The following is an 18302-nucleotide window of genomic DNA, read 5'->3' on the forward strand; positions in this document are numbered from 1 at the left end:
CCCGCACTTAGGACGTGGAGGATTCACCGACCCGCCGCTCAGTGTTGGGAGAATTTAAGAAAGGTGGATATCACACTATGATGCTCAAAGACCAGAAGACGGCTATCATCGAAGCCAACCGCACCCACGAAGGCGACACCGGTTCTCCGGAGGTTCAGGTCGCTATCCTCACCGAGCGCATCGCTCAGCTCACCGAGCACCTCAAGCAGCACCCGCAGGACAACCACTCCCGCCGCGGCCTGTACAAGATGATCGGTAAGCGCCGCAGCCTGCTCGACTACCTCATGAAGAAGGACATCGAGCGCTATCGTACCCTGATCGCCAAGCTGGGTATCCGTAAGTAAGTTTGAAAATAGGGTGGTGTGCATGCGCACCACCCTTCTTTCACACTTTCACCCTTGGCACTTTCCCCGCGCGTATGAGAGCCTGCTATGCTTTAGCAGTTGAAAAAGCGGCGGCGTGACCGACGTTTTTTCAAGTGCTAAACGGTCGGCTCCCATACGGAATTTTACAAAAAAGGAGATCGACAAATGTCTACCATCATCACCCACAGACAGTTCCCCAACTACCACAAGTACGAGATGGAGCTCGCTGGCCGTCCCCTCACGCTTGAGGTCGGCAAGCTTGCTGAACTCGCCAACGCCGCCGTCATGGTCGGCTACGGCGACACCCGCGTGCTCGTCTGCGCCACGGCTTCCGCCCGCCCGCGCGACGGCATCGACTTCTTTCCCCTCTCCGTTGACTTTGAGGAGAAGCTCTACTCCGTCGGCCGCATCCCCGGCTCTTTCAACCGCCGCGAGGGCCGTCCCGGCGAAAAGGGCATCCTGACCAGCCGCGTCATCGACCGCCCCATCCGCCCGCTCTTCCCCTCCGACTTCCGCAACGACGTCTCCATCATGGCGACGGTCATGAGCGTCGACCATGACTGCTCTCCCGAGATCGCGGCTCTGATCGGCACCTCCGCCGCGCTCGCCATCTCCGATATCCCCTGGAACGGCCCTGTCGGCGCGCTCAAGGTCGGCCTTGTGAACGGCGAACTCGTGCTCAACCCCAACTCCGAGCAGCGCAAGGTCAGCGATCTCGACGTCACGGTCGTCTCGACCGGCAAGAAGGTCGTCATGATCGAGGCCGGTGCGAACGAAGTCGACAACGACACCATGTACAAGGCCATCGAGCTTGCCCACAACGAGAACCAGAAGCAGGTCGAGCTCATCAACCGCATGGTCGCCGAGATCGGCAAGCCCAAGTTCGACTATCCGCACGCGAGCTTCAACCAGGAGTTGTTCGACAAGATCGTCGAAAACTTCATGGACGAGGCCAAGGCCGCGATGGACACCGACGACAAGAACGTCCGCGAGGCCCGCTGGAACGAGATGATCGAGCACTGGCACGAGAAGTTCCTCGAGGAGTATCCCGACATGGATCAGTTCCTCGACGAGATCACCTATAAGTTCCAGAAGAAGATCGTCAAGGCGTGGCTGCTCGAAGGCCACCGCGTCGACGGCCGCCAGAAGAACGAGATCCGTCCTCTCGCTGCCGAAGTCGGCGTCCTGCCCCGCGTCCACGGCTCGGGCCTGTTCACTCGCGGCCAGACGCAGGTGCTCTCCGTTTGTACGCTTGACACGCTTTCCGCCGCCCAGAAGCTCGACACCATCTGGGAAGAGACCGAAAAGCGCTATATGCACCACTATAACTTCCCCGGCTACTCCGTCGGCGAGGCCAAGCCCTCCCGCAGCCCCGGCCGCCGCGAGATCGGCCACGGCGCTCTCGCTGAGCGCGCGCTGCTGCCGGTCATCCCGTCTGTCGACGAGTTCCCGTATGCCATCCGCGTCGTGAGCGAGGTCGTCTCCTCCAACGGCTCGACCTCTCAGGGCTCCATCTGCGGCTCCACGCTCGCGCTGATGGACGCAGGCGTTCCCATCAAGGCGCCCGTCGCCGGTATCTCCTGCGGCCTCATTCAGGACGGCGACGACTTCACCACGTTCATCGACATTCAGGGCGTTGAGGACTTCCACGGCGAAATGGACTTCAAGGTCGCCGGTACCAAGAAGGGCATCACCGCCATCCAGATGGACCTCAAGAACGACGGCCTGACGATGGCCATCATCAAGAACGCCCTTGAGATCACCTATGACGCGCGCGTGCAGATCCTCGACCAGATCATGCTGCCCTGCATCTCCGAGCCGCGCGCCGAGGTCAGCCAGTATGCGCCCAAGATGATCACCATGCACATCGACCCCGAGCGCATCCGCGAGGTCATCGGTAAGGGCGGCAGCGTCATCCAGAAGATTGTTGCCGATACCGGCGCCAAGGTCGACATCGACGACGACGGCACCATCCACATCGCCTCCGCCAACGCCGCCGCGTGCGACGCTGCGAAGAAGTGCATCGACGATATCGTCTTCGTGCCCGAGGTCGGCAAGCTCTACTATGGCCGCGTCGTGCGCCTGATGCAGTTCGGCGCGTTTGTCGAGATCGCCCCGGGCAAGGACGGCCTGGTCCACATCTCCAAGCTCGACCGCAAGCGCGTCGAGAAGGTCGAGGATGTCGTCACCGTCGGCGATATGATCTGGGTCAAGTTCATGGAGATCGACGAGAAGGGCCGCTGGAACCTCTCCCGCAAGGACGCCCTCATCGAGATCGAAGCCCAGCAGGCCGCCGCGAAGGCCGCCGAGCAGCAGTAATTCAAATTCCCAAAGAGAATGAAAAAGCAGCGCCAACCGGCGCTGCTTTTTTTGTGCTTGCGGCGCAACGGGCGGCATGGTATGCTGAATGCGAAGTTTTAGGGTGCGGAGAATTTATGAAATATCCGGGAGGTTCTTTCGATGGACTATATCCGAATCACCGATGATAATATTGAGAAAGAGCACATCTGCTGTGCGATGTCCGGCAAGCAGGGCGTCATCAAAAAGGAGTGGCTCAAGCAGCGCTTTAAAGAGGGGCTGGTCTTCTGCCGGAGCACGGAGCGCGGCAAGTGCTTCATTGAGTATATTCCGGCGGAAAACGCATGGGTGCCTATTCAGGCGGACGGGTATTTTTATATTGACTGCCTGTGGGTCTCCGGCTCTATGAAAGGGCACGGATATTCCAATGATCTGCTGGAAGAGTGCATCCGGGACGCAAAGGAGCGGGGGCGAAAGGGACTGTGCATTCTCTCATCCGAGGGGCGAAAGCGGGAGTTTCTCTCCGACCCGAAGTATCTGGCATATAAGGGATTTGCCGTTGCCGATACATCGGAATGCGGGATCAATTTGATGTATCTGCCGCTTGCACAGGATGCGGAGCCGCCGAGGTTCAAGGCCTGTGCCAAGCACCCTGCGGTGGAAGAGAGCGGCTTTGTCCTCTATTATACCGACCAGTGCCCGTTTACTTACTACTGGGTGCCGCGCGTGGAAGAAGCTGCGAGAGCGTACCGCGTGCCATTGAAGGTCATTCATATCACCAGCAGGGAGCAGGCACAGAGCGTACCGGCCCCGGTGACGACCTACGCGCTGTTCAAGGACGGCAAGTTCCTGACCCAGAGCATTCAAACGGACAAAAAATTTCTGAAGCTTGCGGGAATACAGGTGGAGCAGTGCTCGGATACAAAATAAAAGCACGGTAAGGGGCGCGGCATGGCCGCGCCCCTTTGCAAATTCCATGCGGCTATGCCGAAGCGGAAGGGAAAATAAATTTCACGGCATATTTACAGGCTGTGGGGGAATTTGGTATAATATGTCATCCGACAGGATACAAAAGACAAAAACGTGATTTTCTTCCCTGAAAGGAGAAGTGCTGTAATGCGTGATTATATCATTATGACCGATAGCTGCTGCGATCTGAGCCAGCAGGAGGTCGAAGAGCTCGAGTTGACGGTCCTGCCGCTCTCGTTTACCATCGAGGGCAAGACGCTTTTGAATACCCCTGACCACGCGGACATGTCGCCCGAGGAATTTTTCGCCAAGATCGCCGCGGGCGCGGACTGCACGACCGCCGCGGTCAACGTCGGCCAGTTCACCGACGCGATGGAAAAGGTCTTGCAGGAGGGCAAGGACATCCTCTGCGTCTGCTTTTCGAGCGCGCTGTCCACAACGTATCAGTCCGCCTGCATCGCGGCGGAGGACCTGCGCGAAAAGTACCCCGAGGCGAAGATCTTAGTCATTGACTCGCTGTCCGCCTCGCGCGGGCAGGGCATGCTGCTCTATCGCGCCGTGCGCGAGCGCCGCGAGAAGAATTTGACCATCGACGAGCTGGATGCCTACGTCCGCTCCATCATCCAGAGCCAGTGCCACTGGTTCATCGTCGACGATCTGAACCACTTAAAGCGCGGCGGCCGCGTGAGCTCCACGGCGGCGCTGGTCGGCACGATGCTCGGCATCAAGCCCGTCATGCACACGGACAGCGAGGGCCGCTTGACCCCCGTGAGCAAGGCCCGCGGCACGAAGGCGGCGCTGCGCGCGCTTGTCGACAAGGTTGGCGAGATCGGCGTCGAGCCGGCGAAAAACCAGCCTATGCTCATCTGCCACGCCAATTGCCCGGAGTCCGTCGAGTACGTCAAGGGGCTGCTCAAGGAGCGCTTCGGCGTGACGGACGTGCGCGATGACTTCATCGGTCCCGTCATCGGCGCGCACACCGGCTGCGGTACGCTGGGCCTGTTCTTTGTGGGGACTGAGCGATGAAGTGGCTGGAATTACACCTTGACACGCAGCCCGCGGGCATCGAACCCGCGACGGAGCTTTTGAGCGAGTACGGCATCGACAGCCTGATGATCGACGAGGAGGGCGACTTCAAGGACTTCCTCGAAAATAACCACCAGTACTGGGACTATGTCGACGACGAGCTGATGGAGCAGATGCACGGCAAGAGCCGCATCACGTTTTATTTGGAGGACAGCGCCGAGGGCTGCAACACCCTCGCGCAGTTCCGTATCGGTCTGTCGGCCTTCAAAAAGCAGCATCCCGAGTACGCGCCGCTGATCCTCAGCATGGAAAATGTTGAAGACGCGGACTGGGAGAACAACTGGAAGCAGTTCTACAAGCCCATGGAGATCGGCGAGCGGCTGCTCGTCGTGCCGGAATGGGAGCAGGCGCAGGAGGACGGGCGCGTCAAGCTTGTCTTAAATCCCGGATTGACGTTCGGCACCGGCAGCCACGCCACGACGCGGCTGTGCTTACAGGCGCTTGAGCAGCATATCCACGGCGGGGAAAAGGTTTTAGACCTTGGCTGCGGCAGCGGCATTTTATCCATCGCCGCGCTGCTGCTCGGCGCGAAGGACGCCTTTGCCTGCGATATCGACGACAAGTGCGTCGGCGTCGCGTATGAAAACGCCGCACTCAACGGCGTCGGCAAGGAGCATTACACCGTCCGCGCGGGAGACGTGCTCAGCGACAAAAGGCTCCAGAAGGAGTTCGGCGGCGACTATGACGTGATCGTTGCGAACATCGTCGCGGACGTCATCATTGCGCTCGCCCCGCAGGTGGGGAAGCTCCTCAAAAAGGGCGGCATTTTCCTCTGCTCGGGCATCATCGACGACCGCGCAGAGGAGGTGCGCGAGAAGCTCGTCGAAGCGGGATGGACGATCGAAGAGACACGCAGCAGCGAGGGGTGGTTTTCTTATCTTTGCAGATAAGAGGAGGCTTTTCACGCTGCGCGTGGATGGGGAATAGCAGTGCCGATGGCACTGCACAGATAAAAGGGGGATACTCTCTTTCGAGAAAGAGAGTATCCCCCTTTTACGCACTCCCGCACGGTACGGGAATCATCCTCCTGCACCGGTGCAGGAAAAAAGCTCTTTTACGCCTCCGGCGTAAGAACGCCCTTCTCGGTGATGAGCATGGTGCAGCGCATGTCGTGCTCCTCGACCGGCACCTCGGGAGACATCAGCTGCTCGCGGCAGATGAGCGCGGTGGGGCAGCGGAGCTGCGGCAGCAGGCGGTCATAGTACCCGCCGCCCTGACCGAGACGGCGGCCCTTGCGGTCGAACGACAGGCAGGGCACGACGGCGAAGTCGATGTCCGCCGCGGTGACGAGCGCGCAGTTCTTCTTCGGCTCTAAAATGCCGTAGGCGCCCGCCTCCAGGTCGTCCATCGAGCGTACGACGCACAGATCGATGGCGTGCTCGGCGGCGCAGCGGGGCAGGATCAGCGTTTTGCCCGCGGCGATGGTCTCGTTCATAAAGAGCGAGGTGTCGATCTCCTTTTCGGTGCCGGCAAAGGCGAAGACGATCTTTGCGCTCTTGTACTCGTCGAGTGCGAGCAGGTGGCGGCAGATGGCCTCAGAGCTCTCGGCCTTATAGGTGGGATCGAGCGTACGCTCTTTCTTGCGGATAAAGGTTCTCAGTGCTTTTTTCTCTTCGATCACAGACATGGGAAGGACCCTCCTGATGCTTTCAAAATTTGACAGCAATATCGTAGCAAAAAGTATGGCAAAAGGCAAGCTGCCGAAGAAAGTAAAATAATATCCCGCCGCGCTTGTCAAAAGAAATTGACAGCAATTTTTAATTTTGTTATCCTAATCATGGATAGGAACGCGGATGACCGCGTCGATCAGAGGAGGAAATTTTACCATGGCTATGCTGCTCAAGGGAGCCGAGGTCGCCAAGGCGCTGACCGAGGGGCTCCATGCAAAGACGGAAGAACTGAAGAAAAACGGCGTAGAGCCCTGCCTCGCCATCCTGCGCGTCGGCGCGCGTGAGGATGACCTGGCCTACGAGCGCGGTGCGCTCAAGCGCTGCGAAAAGGTCGGCGTCGCCGTCCGTCAGGTCGTCCTGCCTGAGGATGTGACGCAGGAGGTGCTGATGGAGAACATCCACGCGCTGGGCGTGGACGAGAAGGTCCACGGCGTGCTGATGTTCCGCCCGCTGCCGGGGCACCTTGATGACGAGGCGGCCCGCGCGGCGCTCGACCCGAAAAAGGACATGGACGGCATCACCGACGGTTCCATGACCGCCGTGTACGCCGGCACCAAGGGCGGTTATCCCCCCTGCACAGCCGCGGCCTGCGTGGCGCTGCTCAAGCACTACAACATCCCCATCAAAGGCAAGCGCGTCGTCGTCATCGGCCGCAGCCTTGTCATCGGCAAGCCAGTCTCTCTGCTGCTGCTCGCCGAGCATGCGACCGTGACCATCTGCCACAGCCGCAGCGAAAATCTGCCCGAGATCTGCCGCGAGGCCGACATCCTCGTCGTCGCCGCCGGTAAGGCCGGTATGGTCGGCGCAGAGAGCGTGCGCGCCGGCCAGGTCGTGCTGGATGTCGGCATCCACGTCGGCGCGGACGGCAACCTCTGCGGCGACACCCGCTTTGCCGAAGTTGAGCCGGTCGTCGAGGCCATCACCCCGGTCCCCGGCGGCGTCGGCACCGTGACGAGCACGATCCTCGCAAGCCATGTCGTCGAGGCGGCGGAGCGCGCGGCGAGCAAGTAATTTTCGCCATTCGACCGGAATAGAAGGGAAAGGAAACCGGCGGACAAGAGAACAGGAGGGAAGTCATGGGACTTTACGATTCCGTTGACCGCGGCAAGCCAAATCCCAAGCGTTTGACCGGCCCCATCGCGCTCTGCTGCGCGCTGTTTCTGCTGTTCGGCGGCCTGACGTACTGGGCCTGTCACCACCAGTTCCGTTTTCATGCCTTTATCTCCGATTTGACGGACAGCACGCGCGATGCGCGAAGCACAGAGACGTTTCGCGTCACAGTGAACGGAAGCGAAACGGACGTATCGATCGACGATCTCAGTGACCTTTTATACCTTATCGACAAGGCCGGCGCGGGCCGCACCGCCGCTGCACCGGAGGAGATGCCCTACGCCGTGATCGACTACGGCGACGGCTCGACGCTTGAGATCTGGAAGGTCGAGCTCGCGAATCCATCCAACGACTGGTCGGAGGGGCCGTTTTTCCGCTACACGGACGCGAAGGGGAAGTCGTATGGCTACGACACGGACCAGATCCGCTGGGAAAGCGTTGTCCGACTCTTGGGAGAGTGAAGAAAGGGAGCACCCGCAGGGGTGCTCCTTTTTTTGCGCGCTCTCCAGCGCGCGGAGATTTTGCAGCCCGAAAGGGCTGCTTCTGTCCCTGCACCGTGCAGGGGGCGAGTCAAAGGGGCCATTCTCTTTCGCAAAAGAGAATGGCCCCTTTGGAACCCCAAGAGAAAGGCTTAGATTGGCAGTTTCGGGCTTGAACGACTTTTATGCCTCCGGAATGGGAATGCCTGCGCGCGGCGTTGCCGCGTTAGAACTGCAAGACGATTTGCCTCTGCTTCTATTATCCGCTGCCGCTCTGCTGATCTTGTAGAAGGGCAGACTAATTTCCGTCTACCGCGGCACTCCTCAATGCGGCGAGCGCCAGCAATGCCGCTATTTCGCAAGCAGTCTGCCGCCATGCTACCGTCACTCGCGCCTCACGATAGTAAGGCGCGGTTGCTGGATATGTCGAAACGCAGAGATTCATGGCGAAGCCATGTACACCGCACCCGCACTGCGCAGCGTGTGCAGTCCTTCAAGCTGCAAACTGCCAATGTGCGGGGTCAAGGGGCAAGGCCCCTTGCGTTCTCTTGGGGGTTTAAGGGGGATATTCTCTCACGTGAGAGAATATCCCCCTTATCCCGTGCAGCGCCTACGGCGCTGCCTTCCCCGCGGCACCAGTGCCGCAAATCTCTCGCACCTGTGCAAAAAAGGGGGGAGCTTTCTTTGAAAAAGAAAATCTCCCTCTTGACAATATCGATATTCGATAATATACTCTCCTCAAGAATATCGAATATCGATAAAAGGGGGCCGACAATGGCGCGGGAGAAATTCAGCACGCTGACCGAGCAGATGTTTTATATCCTGCTGTGCCTACGCGAGGAGTGCTGCGGCATGGACGTGATGGCGCGCGTGAACGAGTTGACGGGCGGGCGTGTGGCTGTCGGCCCGGGGACGCTCTACAACCTGCTCGAGCAGTTTCTGGCGGCGGGGTACATCGTCGAGACGCGCGCGGAGGGGCGGCGGCGCAGCTATCAGCTCACAGCGGAGGGAAAAACGCTGCTGCAAAACGAGGTGGAGCGCCTGCAAGCACAGGTGCGGGACTACGAGAAGCTATTTGAGAGATAACGCCCCTTGCGGGCGGCGAGAAATGAGAGAAAGCGAGGGATAGCGATGCTAAAAACAAAATATGAGTACAATTTCTATTCGTTTTACGACCATACGGGCATGGAGCAGCACTTCGAGAAAATGGCGGCGCAGGGCTGGCTCATTGAAAAGCTCGGCTATTTCTGGCGCTACCGGCGCATTGGGCCGCAGGCGCTGCGTTTTTCTGTTGTTTACTACTCCGAGGCCTCGGAATTCGACCCGACGAAGCCGAGCGAGGGCGAGCTGACGTTCTATGATTTCTGTGCGCAGGCGGGGTGGAACAAGGCTGCAAGCCGCGCACAGATGAACGTTTTCTACAACGAAGACGCAAACGCTGTGCCCATCGAGACGGACGCGGCGCTTCAGGTGGAAACGCTGCACCAGTCGATGAAAAAGGAACAGCTCATCGCCTGGTTTTTGATGCTGGCGCTCGCGCTGTGGATATTTTTTGACATGTGTAAGAGCTTTATCAGGGATTTCGCGGCGGCGCTTTCCCGCTTAAGCGCGCTCTCGGCCATTTTGGATTCTGTGCTCCTGTTCCTGCTGTGTGCGTTGGAGCTTGGTGGCTACTACCTCTGGCGGCGCAGGGCGAAGCGCGAAGCCGAGCTTGGAAGATTCCTGCCGACGCGCTCACATCCTGTGTTACAGATGCTGGCGCTCTTGGTGCTGGTGATGGGCTGTGCCGTTGTTTTGTACAGTGACAAGGAAGGACGGGGGACTTACCTTGCCATCCTTACGGGTATTGTATTGCTGGACGCATTGATTTGGGGAATCAAGGGGCTGCTCAAGCGTCGCGGCGGCAGCGCAGAGCTAAACAGGGGTATCACGCTGGTATCGGTGCTGATCCTCTCGTTCATTTTCTCGTTTACCTACTTGCGCAGCGTCAGAAACGGACAATTCGACCAGACGCCCGAAAACGCCACGCGCTACGAGGTCACGTGGTCCAATGGCGAGACATCGTTTTACTACGCCTACGATGATCCACTGCCGCTCTATGTGCAGGATCTGACCAAAACAGACTATGACCGCTATTCCTGCGAGCTGGCGGAGGAATCCTCGCCGCTGGCATCTCAGGTCCGCGGTGCGCAGAGGATGCGCACGGGCGATGAGGACGACGCGCCGGAGCTGAACTACGAGGTCACCGACGTGAAATTTGCGCCGCTGTTCGACGCCTGTCTGGACGGCGAGCTGAAATACTACCAGAACTACACGGTGACCTTTTACCGCACGCATCGCCCCTTCCGGAACTGGGAATACCGCGAGGTGGACGCCGCACCGTGGGGCGCGGACCGCGCGTGGCAGGCCTTCGATACCGAAAGCGACGGCTGGGGCGTCTCGTGGGTCTTAACGCGCGGCAAGCGCATCGTGCGCATAGGTGGCAGCGCATTGACCGGCACACTGAGTCAGGCGCAGATGGATACGATCAGCGAAAAGCTGCTAGATGCAGACATAAAATAACGCAAAAAAGGAGCACCCGAAAGGGTGCTCCTTTTTCATGCCGTAGAAGCAGCGATTACTGCTTGTCGTACAGGTCGATGAGCTTGGTGAGGTGCTCGTAACGCTCCTTGGCCGCGTCCTCGTTGCGGGTGAAGAGACCCTCCGCACGCTCGGGGAACTCGCGGGTCAGGCGGCTGTAACGCGCCTCGTTCATCAGGAATTCACGGTAACCGCCGGCGGGAGCCTTGGAGTCGAGCGTGAACTTCTTGTCAGCCGCGGGATTGAAGCGGAACAGGTTCCAGTAGCCGCACTCAACAGCCTTCTTCATTTCCTTCTGGCAGTTGATCATGCCGCCCTTGATGGAGTGCATCTCGCAGGGGCTATAGCCGATGATCAGGGACGGGCCGTTGTAAGCCTCAGCCTCGGTGATGGCCTTGATGGTCTGGGCCGGGTTGGCGCCCATGGCGATCTGCGCGACATAGATGTAGCCGTAGCTCATCGCGATCTCAGCGAGGCTCTTCTTCTTGGTCTCCTTACCGGCAGCCGCGAACTGAGCGACCTGACCGATGTTGGAAGCCTTGGAAGCCTGACCGCCGGTGTTGGAGTAGACCTCGGTATCGAAGACGAAGACGTTGACATTCTTGTTCTGAGCAAGCACGTGGTCCACGCCGCCGAAGCCGATATCGTAAGCCCAACCGTCGCCGCCGAAGATCCAAACGGACTTCTTGGAGAGGTAATCCTTCTTGTCGAGGATCTCAGCAACGAGCTTGCAGGCATCGCAGTCGCAGAACTTCTCGCCCTTGGCCTTGAGCTCGGCGGCGTGCTCAGCGAACTTGGGCACAGCGGCCAGCTCGTCGACGGTGGCGATGTTCGCCTGCAGAGCCGCGACGTATTCCTTCGCAGCCTCGGCGTTGGCGTTGCCGTCGTCCTTGGTGTTGAGCCACTTCTGAGCGGCTTCCTTCAGCGCGGGCTGGGTCCACTCGATGGCGATGAGCTGCTCGGTCTTGGCCATCAGATCCTCGCGGATCTTCTCCTGGCCGACATACATACCGAAGCCGTGCTCGGCGTTGTCCTCGAAGAGGGAGTTGCACCATGCCGGGCCGTGGCCGTTCTTATCCGTGCAGTACGGAGAGGTAGCGCCGGGGCCGCCCCAAATGGACGAGCAGCCGGTGGCGTTGGAGATGTACATACGGTCGCCGAAGAGCTGAGTGACGAGACGGGCATAGCTGGTCTCGGCGCAGCCTGCGCAGGAGCCGGAGAACTCGAGCATAGGCTGCTTGAACTGGCTGCCCTTGACGGTGAGATCCTGCATGTCCTTCTTGTCGGAGACCTTGGAGACGCAGTAGTTGAACACATCCTGCTCAGGCAGCTCGGACTCCTGGCCAACCATCGTCAGAGCACCGACCGGGCACTGGCCGACGCAGACGCCGCAGCCCATACAGTCGAGCGGGGAGATGGCCATCGTGTACTTGTAAACACCCTTGCCCTTGCCAGCCTTGATGTCGACGATCTTGGCATTGGCAGGAGCATTCTTGGCCTCTTCCTCGGTGAGAGCGAAGGGACGGATGGTGGCGTGCGGGCAGACGTAAGCGCAGTTGTTGCACTGAATGCACTTCGTCTCGTCCCACGTGGGAACGGAAACGGCAACGCCGCGCTTTTCGTAAGCGGCAGCGCCAAGCTCCCACTGGCCGTCCACGTGAGGCATGAAGGCGGAAACGGGCAGGCTGTCGCCGTCCATCTTGTCCACGGGATCGAGGATGTTCTTGACCTGCTCGACGAGCTCGGCCTTGCCCTCGTAGGAGACGGCCTCGTCAGCGTCGACAGCGTTCGCCCAATCGGCGGGAACGTCGATCTTGGTGTAGGCGGTGGCGCCGAGGTCGATGGCCTTGTGGTTCATATCGACGATGTCCTGACCCTTCTTGAGGTAGGAGTGCGTCGCGGCGTCCTTCATGTACTGGATGGCCTGCTCTTCGGGCATGACCTTCGCGAGGGAGAAGAACGCGGACTGGAGGATGGTGTTGTTGCGCTTGCCCATGCCGATCTTGATGGCAAGGTCGATGGCGTTGATGGTGTAGAGCTGGATGTTGTTCTTGGCGATGTAGCGCTTGGCGTCCGCCTTGAGGTGATGGTTCAGCTCATCGAAGTCCCACTGGCAGTTGATCATGAACACGCCGCCGGGCTTGACGTCGTTGACCATCTTGAAGCCCTTGGTGATGTAGCTGGGGTTGTGGCAGGCGACGAAGTCGGCCTTGTTGATGTAGTAGGGGCTGCGGATGGGCTTGTCGCCGAAACGCAGGTGGGAGATCGTCACGCCGCCGGTCTTCTTGGAGTCGTACTGGAAGTAGGCCTGGACGTACTTGTCGGTGTGGTCACCGATGATCTTGATGGAGTTCTTGTTCGCACCGACGGTACCGTCGCCGCCGAGACCCCAGAACTTGCACTCGATGGTGCCCTCGGCTGCGGTGTTCGGGCAGTTCTTGTCCTCGGGCAGGGAGAGGTTCGTCACGTCATCGACGATGCCGATGGTGAACTGACGCTTGGGCTCCGCCTTGGCAAGCTCGGTGTAAACAGCGAACACGGAAGCGGGCGGGGTGTCCTTGGAGCCGAGACCGTAACGGCCGCCGATGACGGTCTTGTCGGTGATGCCGGCGTTGGCCAGCGCGGTGACGACGTCGAGATAGAGGGGCTCGCCCTGTGCGCCGGGCTCCTTGGTGCGGTCGAGGACCGCGATCTTCTTGGCGGTGGCGGGGATGGCCTCGATCAGGCGCTCAGCCTTGAACGGGCGGTACAGACGGACCTTGATGAGACCGACCTTCTCGCCGTGGGCGTTGAGGTAGTCGATGACTTCCTCGGCCACGTCGCAGATGGAGCCCATCGCGATGATGACGCGGTCAGCGTCGGGCGCGCCGTAGTAGTTGAAGAGCTTGTAGTCGGTGCCGAGCTTCTCGTTGATCTTGCCCATGTACTTTTCCACGACTTCGGGGAGAGCGTCGTAGTACTGGTTGCAGGCCTCGCGGTGCTGGAAGAACGTATCACCGTTCTCATGGGAGCCGCGCATGGCGGGATGCTCGGGGTTGAGGGCGTGCTCGCGGAACGCTTTGACAGCGTCCATGTCGCACATGTCGGCGAGATCCTTGTAATCCCACACGGCGATCTTCTGGATCTCGTGGGAGGTGCGGAAACCGTCGAAGAAGTTGATGAACGGGACCTTGCCGGAAAGCGCGGCCAGGTGTGCCACGGGGGAGAGATCCATCACTTCCTGCACGTTGCCCTCGCACAGCATGGCGAAACCGGTCTGGCGGCAGGCCATGACGTCGGAGTGATCGCCGAAGATGTTCAGCGCGTGGGTCGAAACAGTACGGGCGGAGACGTGGAACACGCAGGGGAGCTGCTCAGCTGCGATTTTGTACATGTTCGGGATCATCAGCAGCAGGCCCTGAGAGGCCGTGTAGGTGGTGGTCAGAGCACCGGCGCCGAGGGAGCCGTGCACTGCGCCGGCAGCACCGGCTTCGGACTGCATCTCGACGACCTTGACCTGGCTGCCGAAGATGTTTTTCAGGCCATTTGCAGACCACTGGTCGACCAGGTCGGCCATCGGGGAGGACGGCGTAATGGGATAAATTGCCGCAACTTCACTGAAAGCATAGCTTACGTGAGCCGCAGCATTATTGCCGTCCATGGATTTCATTTTTCTTGCCATAAATGAACCTCCTATTTATTTCACCGTCAAAAAACGGTTCTTCTGCGTGTGAACGCAAAATTCAACGATGACACTATAGCACACTTTTTTCGCTATGTAAACGCCTTGTTCCCGCAAAAACATTCACTATTTTGCAACAATAGGTTCAATTCCTTTTATTTTTCGAGAACTTTTGCGAGGATTTATTGATTTTGTGCAAAATGTGCAAAAATGCGCGGAGGGGGATTTGCCTGATGCAAAAAATGTGCTATACTAATTGCAAACTGTACGATTCGATGCGAAAGAGGGAGGAAAACAGTATGGTCACAGCGGTGCGCTCGCTCGGCCTTCAGGGCATCTCGGGCTACGGGGTCACGGTGGAATGCTTTTTATCCGGGGGCCTGCCTGCGTTTGACATCGTCGGCCTTGGCGACACGGCCGTCAAGGAATCGCGCGAGCGCGTGCGCGCGGCAGTGAAAAACTGCGGTGTGAAGTTCCCTGTCTCGCGCATCACGGTGAACCTCGCTCCCGCGGGTCGGAAAAAGGAGGGCACGCTCTATGACCTGCCCATCCTGCTCGGCATCCTTGCCAGTGCAGAGGAGATCAAGCCCCCCGCGAAGGACGCGGCCTTTGTCGGCGAGCTGTCACTCACGGGAACGCTGCGCGCGGTGAACGGCGTTTTGCCGATGGCGATGGCCGCGGTGCGCGCGGGCATCAGGACGCTCTACGTCCCCGCGGCGAACGCAGCGGAGGCGACGCTTGCCGACGGCGTGACCGTTTACGGCGTGCCGGACGTCGTGTCGCTCGTGCAGCATTTGAAGGGTGAAAAGAAGCTCTCGCCCCAGCCGAAGTGGCAGGCGGAGCAGACGAGCGAGACCGGCCCCGACTTTTCCGACGTCATGGGACAGGAAAATGTCAAGCGCGCGCTGGAGATCGCCGCTGCGGGCGGACACAATATCCTGCTCATCGGCTCGCCCGGCGCGGGCAAATCCATGCTGGCGCGGCGGCTTCCGTCGATCCTGCCCGACATGACGCGAAAGGAAGCACTTGAAGCGACCGAGATCTGGTCAGTCGCGGGATTGACCGACAGTTCGCACCCGATGCTGCTGCACCGCCCGTTCCGCGCGCCGCACCACACGCTCTCCGCTTCCGCGATGACCGGCGGCGGGCAGACGCCCAAGCCCGGCGAAATTTCGCTTGCGCACCATGGCGTGCTCTTTTTAGATGAATTGCCCGAGTTCCACCGCGACGTGCTCGAGGTGCTGCGCGCGCCCATCGAGGACGGCGAGGTCACCATCACCCGCGCCGCGGGCAGTATCACGCTGCCAAGCCGCTTCATGCTCGTCGGCGCGATGAACCCCTGCCGCTGCGGCTGGTACGGCCACCCCTCGGGGCGCTGCCACTGCACCAAGCAGCAGGTGGAAAAATACGTCGAAAAAATCTCCGGCCCGATGCTCGACCGCATGGACTTACACGTCAACGTGCCGAGCGTCGAGTTCGAAGCCATGCGCCGGCGCGAAAAGGCGGAGTCCTCCGCCGACGTCAAAGCGCGCGTGAACGCCGCGCGCGACGTCCAGAAGCAGCGCTTTTCCGGCACGAATATCACCTGCAACGCGCAGATGACGCCCGCGATGGTGGGCGAGTTCTGCACGCTGGACGCCGCGGGCGAAAAGCTCTTAAAAGGCGCGTTCGAGCGCCTCGGCCTCACGGCGCGAAGCCACGATAGATTACTGCGCGTTGCGCGCACGATCGCCGACCTCGACGGCAGCGAGAAGATCGAGGCGCATCATCTGGCCGAGGCCATCCAGTACCGCAACACGGATATTTTACAGGGGTGAATGAGATGAAAAGGTATGACTACATCCAGTTTGGCGCGCTTTCCATTTTGAGCCATATCGCCCAAGGGGCGGCTTTTATCCTGTTGTTCGCGGCGTTTGGAGGCACGGGGACGACCTCGTCCTTTACGTTTGCCACGCCCGTCGGGCTCGCGCTCGGCGTCGTCTATGTGTCGGCGCTTTCTTTCCTGTTCGGCTGGGGCCTGCGGCCGGAGCGGGGCATCAACAAAAATTGCTGCTGGAATGCGGCGATCGTGCTCTATGTGCTGAATCTTGCCTCGCTTCTTGTGATGCCTGTCCCGTTTGGCTCGGGGAGCATCCTTGCGATGATCTGGGAGCTGCCGATGGCGCCCGCCATGGTCGGGATCAACGGGGTGAGCGGAGAGGGCACGATGTTCAGCTATGCGCTCTTTGCCCTGCTGGCCGCCGTTGAGCCGCTGTGCTTTACACTGGGGCTCACCCGCAAAGGGAAAAAGCCTGCCAAATCCGAAACCAACGAAAATTCAGCCGTATCTTCCGCCGGCGCGGGGGCGGCCATAATAAATGAGGAGAACAATACCAATGCATGAAATGATCCTGTGCAAGCTCGGCGAGGTCGTGCTCAAGGGCCTGAACCGCCGCAGCTTCGAAGATAAGCTGATGTCGAACGTCAACCGCCGCGTGTCGAAATGCGGCAATTTCCGCGTCTACTCCAAGCAGAGCACCATCTATGTCGAGCCCAAGGACGACGAGTGCGACATCGAGGCCGCGTTTGAGAGCTGCAAGAAGGTCTTCGGCATCATCGCCGTTTCAAAGGCGCTGCCGTGCGAAAAGGACATCCAGAAGATCATCGCCGCGGCGAAAAATTACCTTGAGTGCGAGATGCGCACGGCCAGGAGCTTCAAGGTCGAGAGTAAGCGCGCTGACAAGACCTTCCCCTTGACGTCCATCCAGATCTCCCGGCAGGTCGGCGGCGCGCTGCATCAGGCGTTCCCGACGTGCGAGGTCAATGTCCACGACCCCGAGCTCGTCGTGCATATCGAAATTCGCGACGATGCGGCCTATGTCCACGGCCCCGCTGAAGAGGGCGCGGGCGGCCTGCCCATCGGCATGGGCGGCGTGGCGGTCAGCCTGCTCTCCGGCGGCATCGACTCGCCCGTCTCGTCCTACATGATCGCCAAGCGCGGCGTCAAGCTCGAAATGGTGCACTTCTTCTCCCCACCGTACACGTCCGATGAGGCAAAGGAGAAGGTGCTTTCCCTTGCCAAGCTCTTAGTCCCCTGGTGCGGGCGGCTGACAGTGCAGATCGTGCCGTTTACCGAGATCCAGGAGGAGATCAGAAGAAACTGCCCCGAGGAATTCTTCACGCTCATCATGCGCCGCTTTATGATGCGCATCTCCCAGCGCGTGGCCGATCAGGTCAAGGCCAAGGCGCTCGTCACGGGCGAGAACCTCGGTCAGGTCGCGTCTCAGACGATGGAGGCCCTGCGCGTGACTGAGGACGTGGTCGACCTGCCCGTCCTGCGCCCGCTCATCGGCATGGATAAGGAAGAGATCGTGCGACTGTCGCGAAAGATCGGCACGTTCGATACGTCGATCTTACCCTATGAGGATTGCTGTACGGTCTTCACCCCGCGTCATCCGCGCACGAAGCCGAACCTCGACGAGGTCCGCAAGGCCGAGGCCGTGCTTGATATCGAGGGCCTTATCGACCGCGCGATGACGAATCGCGAGTTCGTGCGCATCAAGCTCTGAAAGGAAGTCTTATCATGGCGGAAAAAACAGTCGAACAGCGCTGCTATGAAGCGCTCAAGGCGCGCGGCGTGACCTTCGCCGCGGCGGAGAGCTGCACCGGCGGCCTCATTGCCAAGCGCATCACGGATGTGCCGGGCGCGTCGGGCGTGTTCATGGGCGGCGTCGTGAGCTATACGAATATCGTTAAGCACCGCGTGCTAGACGTTCCGGCGGACATGCTGGAAGAGTACGGCGCGGTGTCCGCGCCCGTCGCCCGCGCAATGGCCGAGGGCGCACGCAAGGCGACGACGGCGGACTGCGCCGTCAGCGTCACGGGCGTCGCTGGACCCGACCGCGACGAGCGGGGAAATCCCGTCGGCACGGTATTCATCGGATTTTCGTCGCCCAAGGAGACAATCGCCGAGCGCTTTGACTTCGGCGTAAAGTCCCGCGCAGGGATTCGCGAGGAAGCCGCGGATGAAGCCTTCAAGCTGCTGGAAGAGAAGCTGAAGGAGCACTGAAACAGCGATGAAAAAAGCCTTGGCCCGCAAATGCGG

At 60.0% G+C, this 18302-nt stretch carries 15 protein-coding genes; 13 read left to right on the plus strand and 2 right to left on the minus strand.

The genetic code is table 11. From position 1 onward, the window contains the following. Positions 1-77: 77 nt before the first annotated feature. The 5 genes from rpsO to prmA all read left to right on the plus strand — a co-directional run bounded on the left by rpsO (position 78) and on the right by prmA (position 5608). Positions 78-344: a 30S ribosomal protein S15 gene (gene rpsO / locus NI20_RS0100875; RefSeq protein WP_033119584.1), complete on the plus strand. Its 267-nt coding sequence runs from the start codon at positions 78-80 to the stop codon at positions 342-344. Positions 345-530: 186 nt separating this feature from the next. Continuing rightward, the gene (locus NI20_RS0100880) at positions 531-2684 is read left to right on the plus strand and encodes a polyribonucleotide nucleotidyltransferase (RefSeq protein ID WP_052084334.1); all 2154 of its coding nucleotides are present in this window, start codon (positions 531-533) and stop codon (positions 2682-2684) included. 141 nt (positions 2685-2825) lie between these two features. After that, a complete protein-coding gene (locus NI20_RS0100885; RefSeq protein ID WP_033119585.1) occupies positions 2826-3593 on the plus strand; it encodes an N-acetyltransferase in 768 nt (255 codons plus the stop codon). 186 nt (positions 3594-3779) lie between these two features. Further along, the gene (locus tag NI20_RS0100890) at positions 3780-4658 is read left to right on the plus strand and encodes a DegV family protein (protein ID WP_033119586.1); all 879 of its coding nucleotides are present in this window, start codon (positions 3780-3782) and stop codon (positions 4656-4658) included. Further along, complete coding sequence (prmA, locus tag NI20_RS0100895) at positions 4655-5608, plus strand: 50S ribosomal protein L11 methyltransferase (protein ID WP_033119587.1); 954 nt, start codon at positions 4655-4657, stop codon at positions 5606-5608. The genes NI20_RS0100890 and prmA overlap by 4 nt, the downstream gene beginning before the upstream one ends. 164 nt (positions 5609-5772) lie before the next feature. On the opposite strand, the gene NI20_RS0100900 is transcribed toward prmA, so the two are convergent. Beyond that, positions 5773-6345: a 5-formyltetrahydrofolate cyclo-ligase gene (locus NI20_RS0100900; RefSeq protein WP_033119588.1), complete on the minus strand. Its 573-nt coding sequence runs from the start codon at positions 6343-6345 to the stop codon at positions 5773-5775. Between the two features lie 199 nt (positions 6346-6544). Here NI20_RS0100900 and NI20_RS0100905 point away from each other — a divergent pair, with 199 nt between their 5' ends. From NI20_RS0100905 to NI20_RS0100920, 4 genes are all read left to right on the plus strand, one after another. Next, positions 6545-7399 (plus strand): bifunctional 5,10-methylenetetrahydrofolate dehydrogenase/5,10-methenyltetrahydrofolate cyclohydrolase, encoded by an 855-nt coding sequence (locus NI20_RS0100905; RefSeq protein ID WP_033119589.1) that lies wholly within the window; start codon positions 6545-6547, stop codon positions 7397-7399. Positions 7400-7464: 65 nt separating this feature from the next. Continuing rightward, positions 7465-7959, plus strand: a complete 495-nt coding sequence (locus NI20_RS0100910; RefSeq protein WP_033119590.1) for a hypothetical protein — start codon at positions 7465-7467, stop codon at positions 7957-7959. 792 nt (positions 7960-8751) lie between these two features. Beyond that, on the plus strand, positions 8752-9063 hold the full coding sequence (locus tag NI20_RS0100915) for a PadR family transcriptional regulator (RefSeq protein WP_033119591.1): 312 nt from the start codon (positions 8752-8754) through the stop codon (positions 9061-9063). Between the two features lie 45 nt (positions 9064-9108). Continuing rightward, complete coding sequence (locus tag NI20_RS0100920; protein WP_033119592.1) at positions 9109-10539, plus strand: DUF2812 domain-containing protein; 1431 nt, start codon at positions 9109-9111, stop codon at positions 10537-10539. 55 nt (positions 10540-10594) lie between these two features. Here the strand turns inward: NI20_RS0100920 and nifJ are convergent, their stop codons facing one another. After that, on the minus strand, positions 10595-14218 hold the full coding sequence (gene nifJ, locus NI20_RS0100925) for a pyruvate:ferredoxin (flavodoxin) oxidoreductase (protein ID WP_033119593.1): 3624 nt from the start codon (positions 14216-14218) through the stop codon (positions 10595-10597). A 275-nt stretch (positions 14219-14493) separates the two neighbouring features. Between nifJ and NI20_RS0100930 the strand changes: the two genes are divergently transcribed. The 4 genes from NI20_RS0100930 to NI20_RS0100945 are packed head-to-tail and all read left to right on the plus strand — an operon-like array spanning position 14494 to position 18266. Next, a complete protein-coding gene (locus NI20_RS0100930) occupies positions 14494-16035 on the plus strand; it encodes a YifB family Mg chelatase-like AAA ATPase (RefSeq protein ID WP_081958316.1) in 1542 nt (513 codons plus the stop codon). A gap of 5 nt (positions 16036-16040) precedes the next feature. After that, positions 16041-16601: a hypothetical protein gene (locus tag NI20_RS0100935; protein WP_033119595.1), complete on the plus strand. Its 561-nt coding sequence runs from the start codon at positions 16041-16043 to the stop codon at positions 16599-16601. Then, on the plus strand, positions 16594-17766 hold the full coding sequence (gene thiI / locus NI20_RS0100940; RefSeq protein ID WP_033119596.1) for a tRNA uracil 4-sulfurtransferase ThiI: 1173 nt from the start codon (positions 16594-16596) through the stop codon (positions 17764-17766). The genes NI20_RS0100935 and thiI overlap by 8 nt, the downstream gene beginning before the upstream one ends. 14 nt (positions 17767-17780) lie before the next feature. Further along, positions 17781-18266, plus strand: coding sequence for a CinA family protein (locus NI20_RS0100945; protein ID WP_052084335.1), 486 nt, complete (start codon positions 17781-17783; stop codon positions 18264-18266). The last annotated feature ends 36 nt before the right edge of the window (positions 18267-18302 follow it).

It is taken from the genome of Oscillibacter sp. ER4 (genome assembly GCF_000765235.1).
Taxonomy (GTDB): domain Bacteria; phylum Bacillota; class Clostridia; order Oscillospirales; family Oscillospiraceae; genus Hominicoprocola; species Hominicoprocola fusiformis.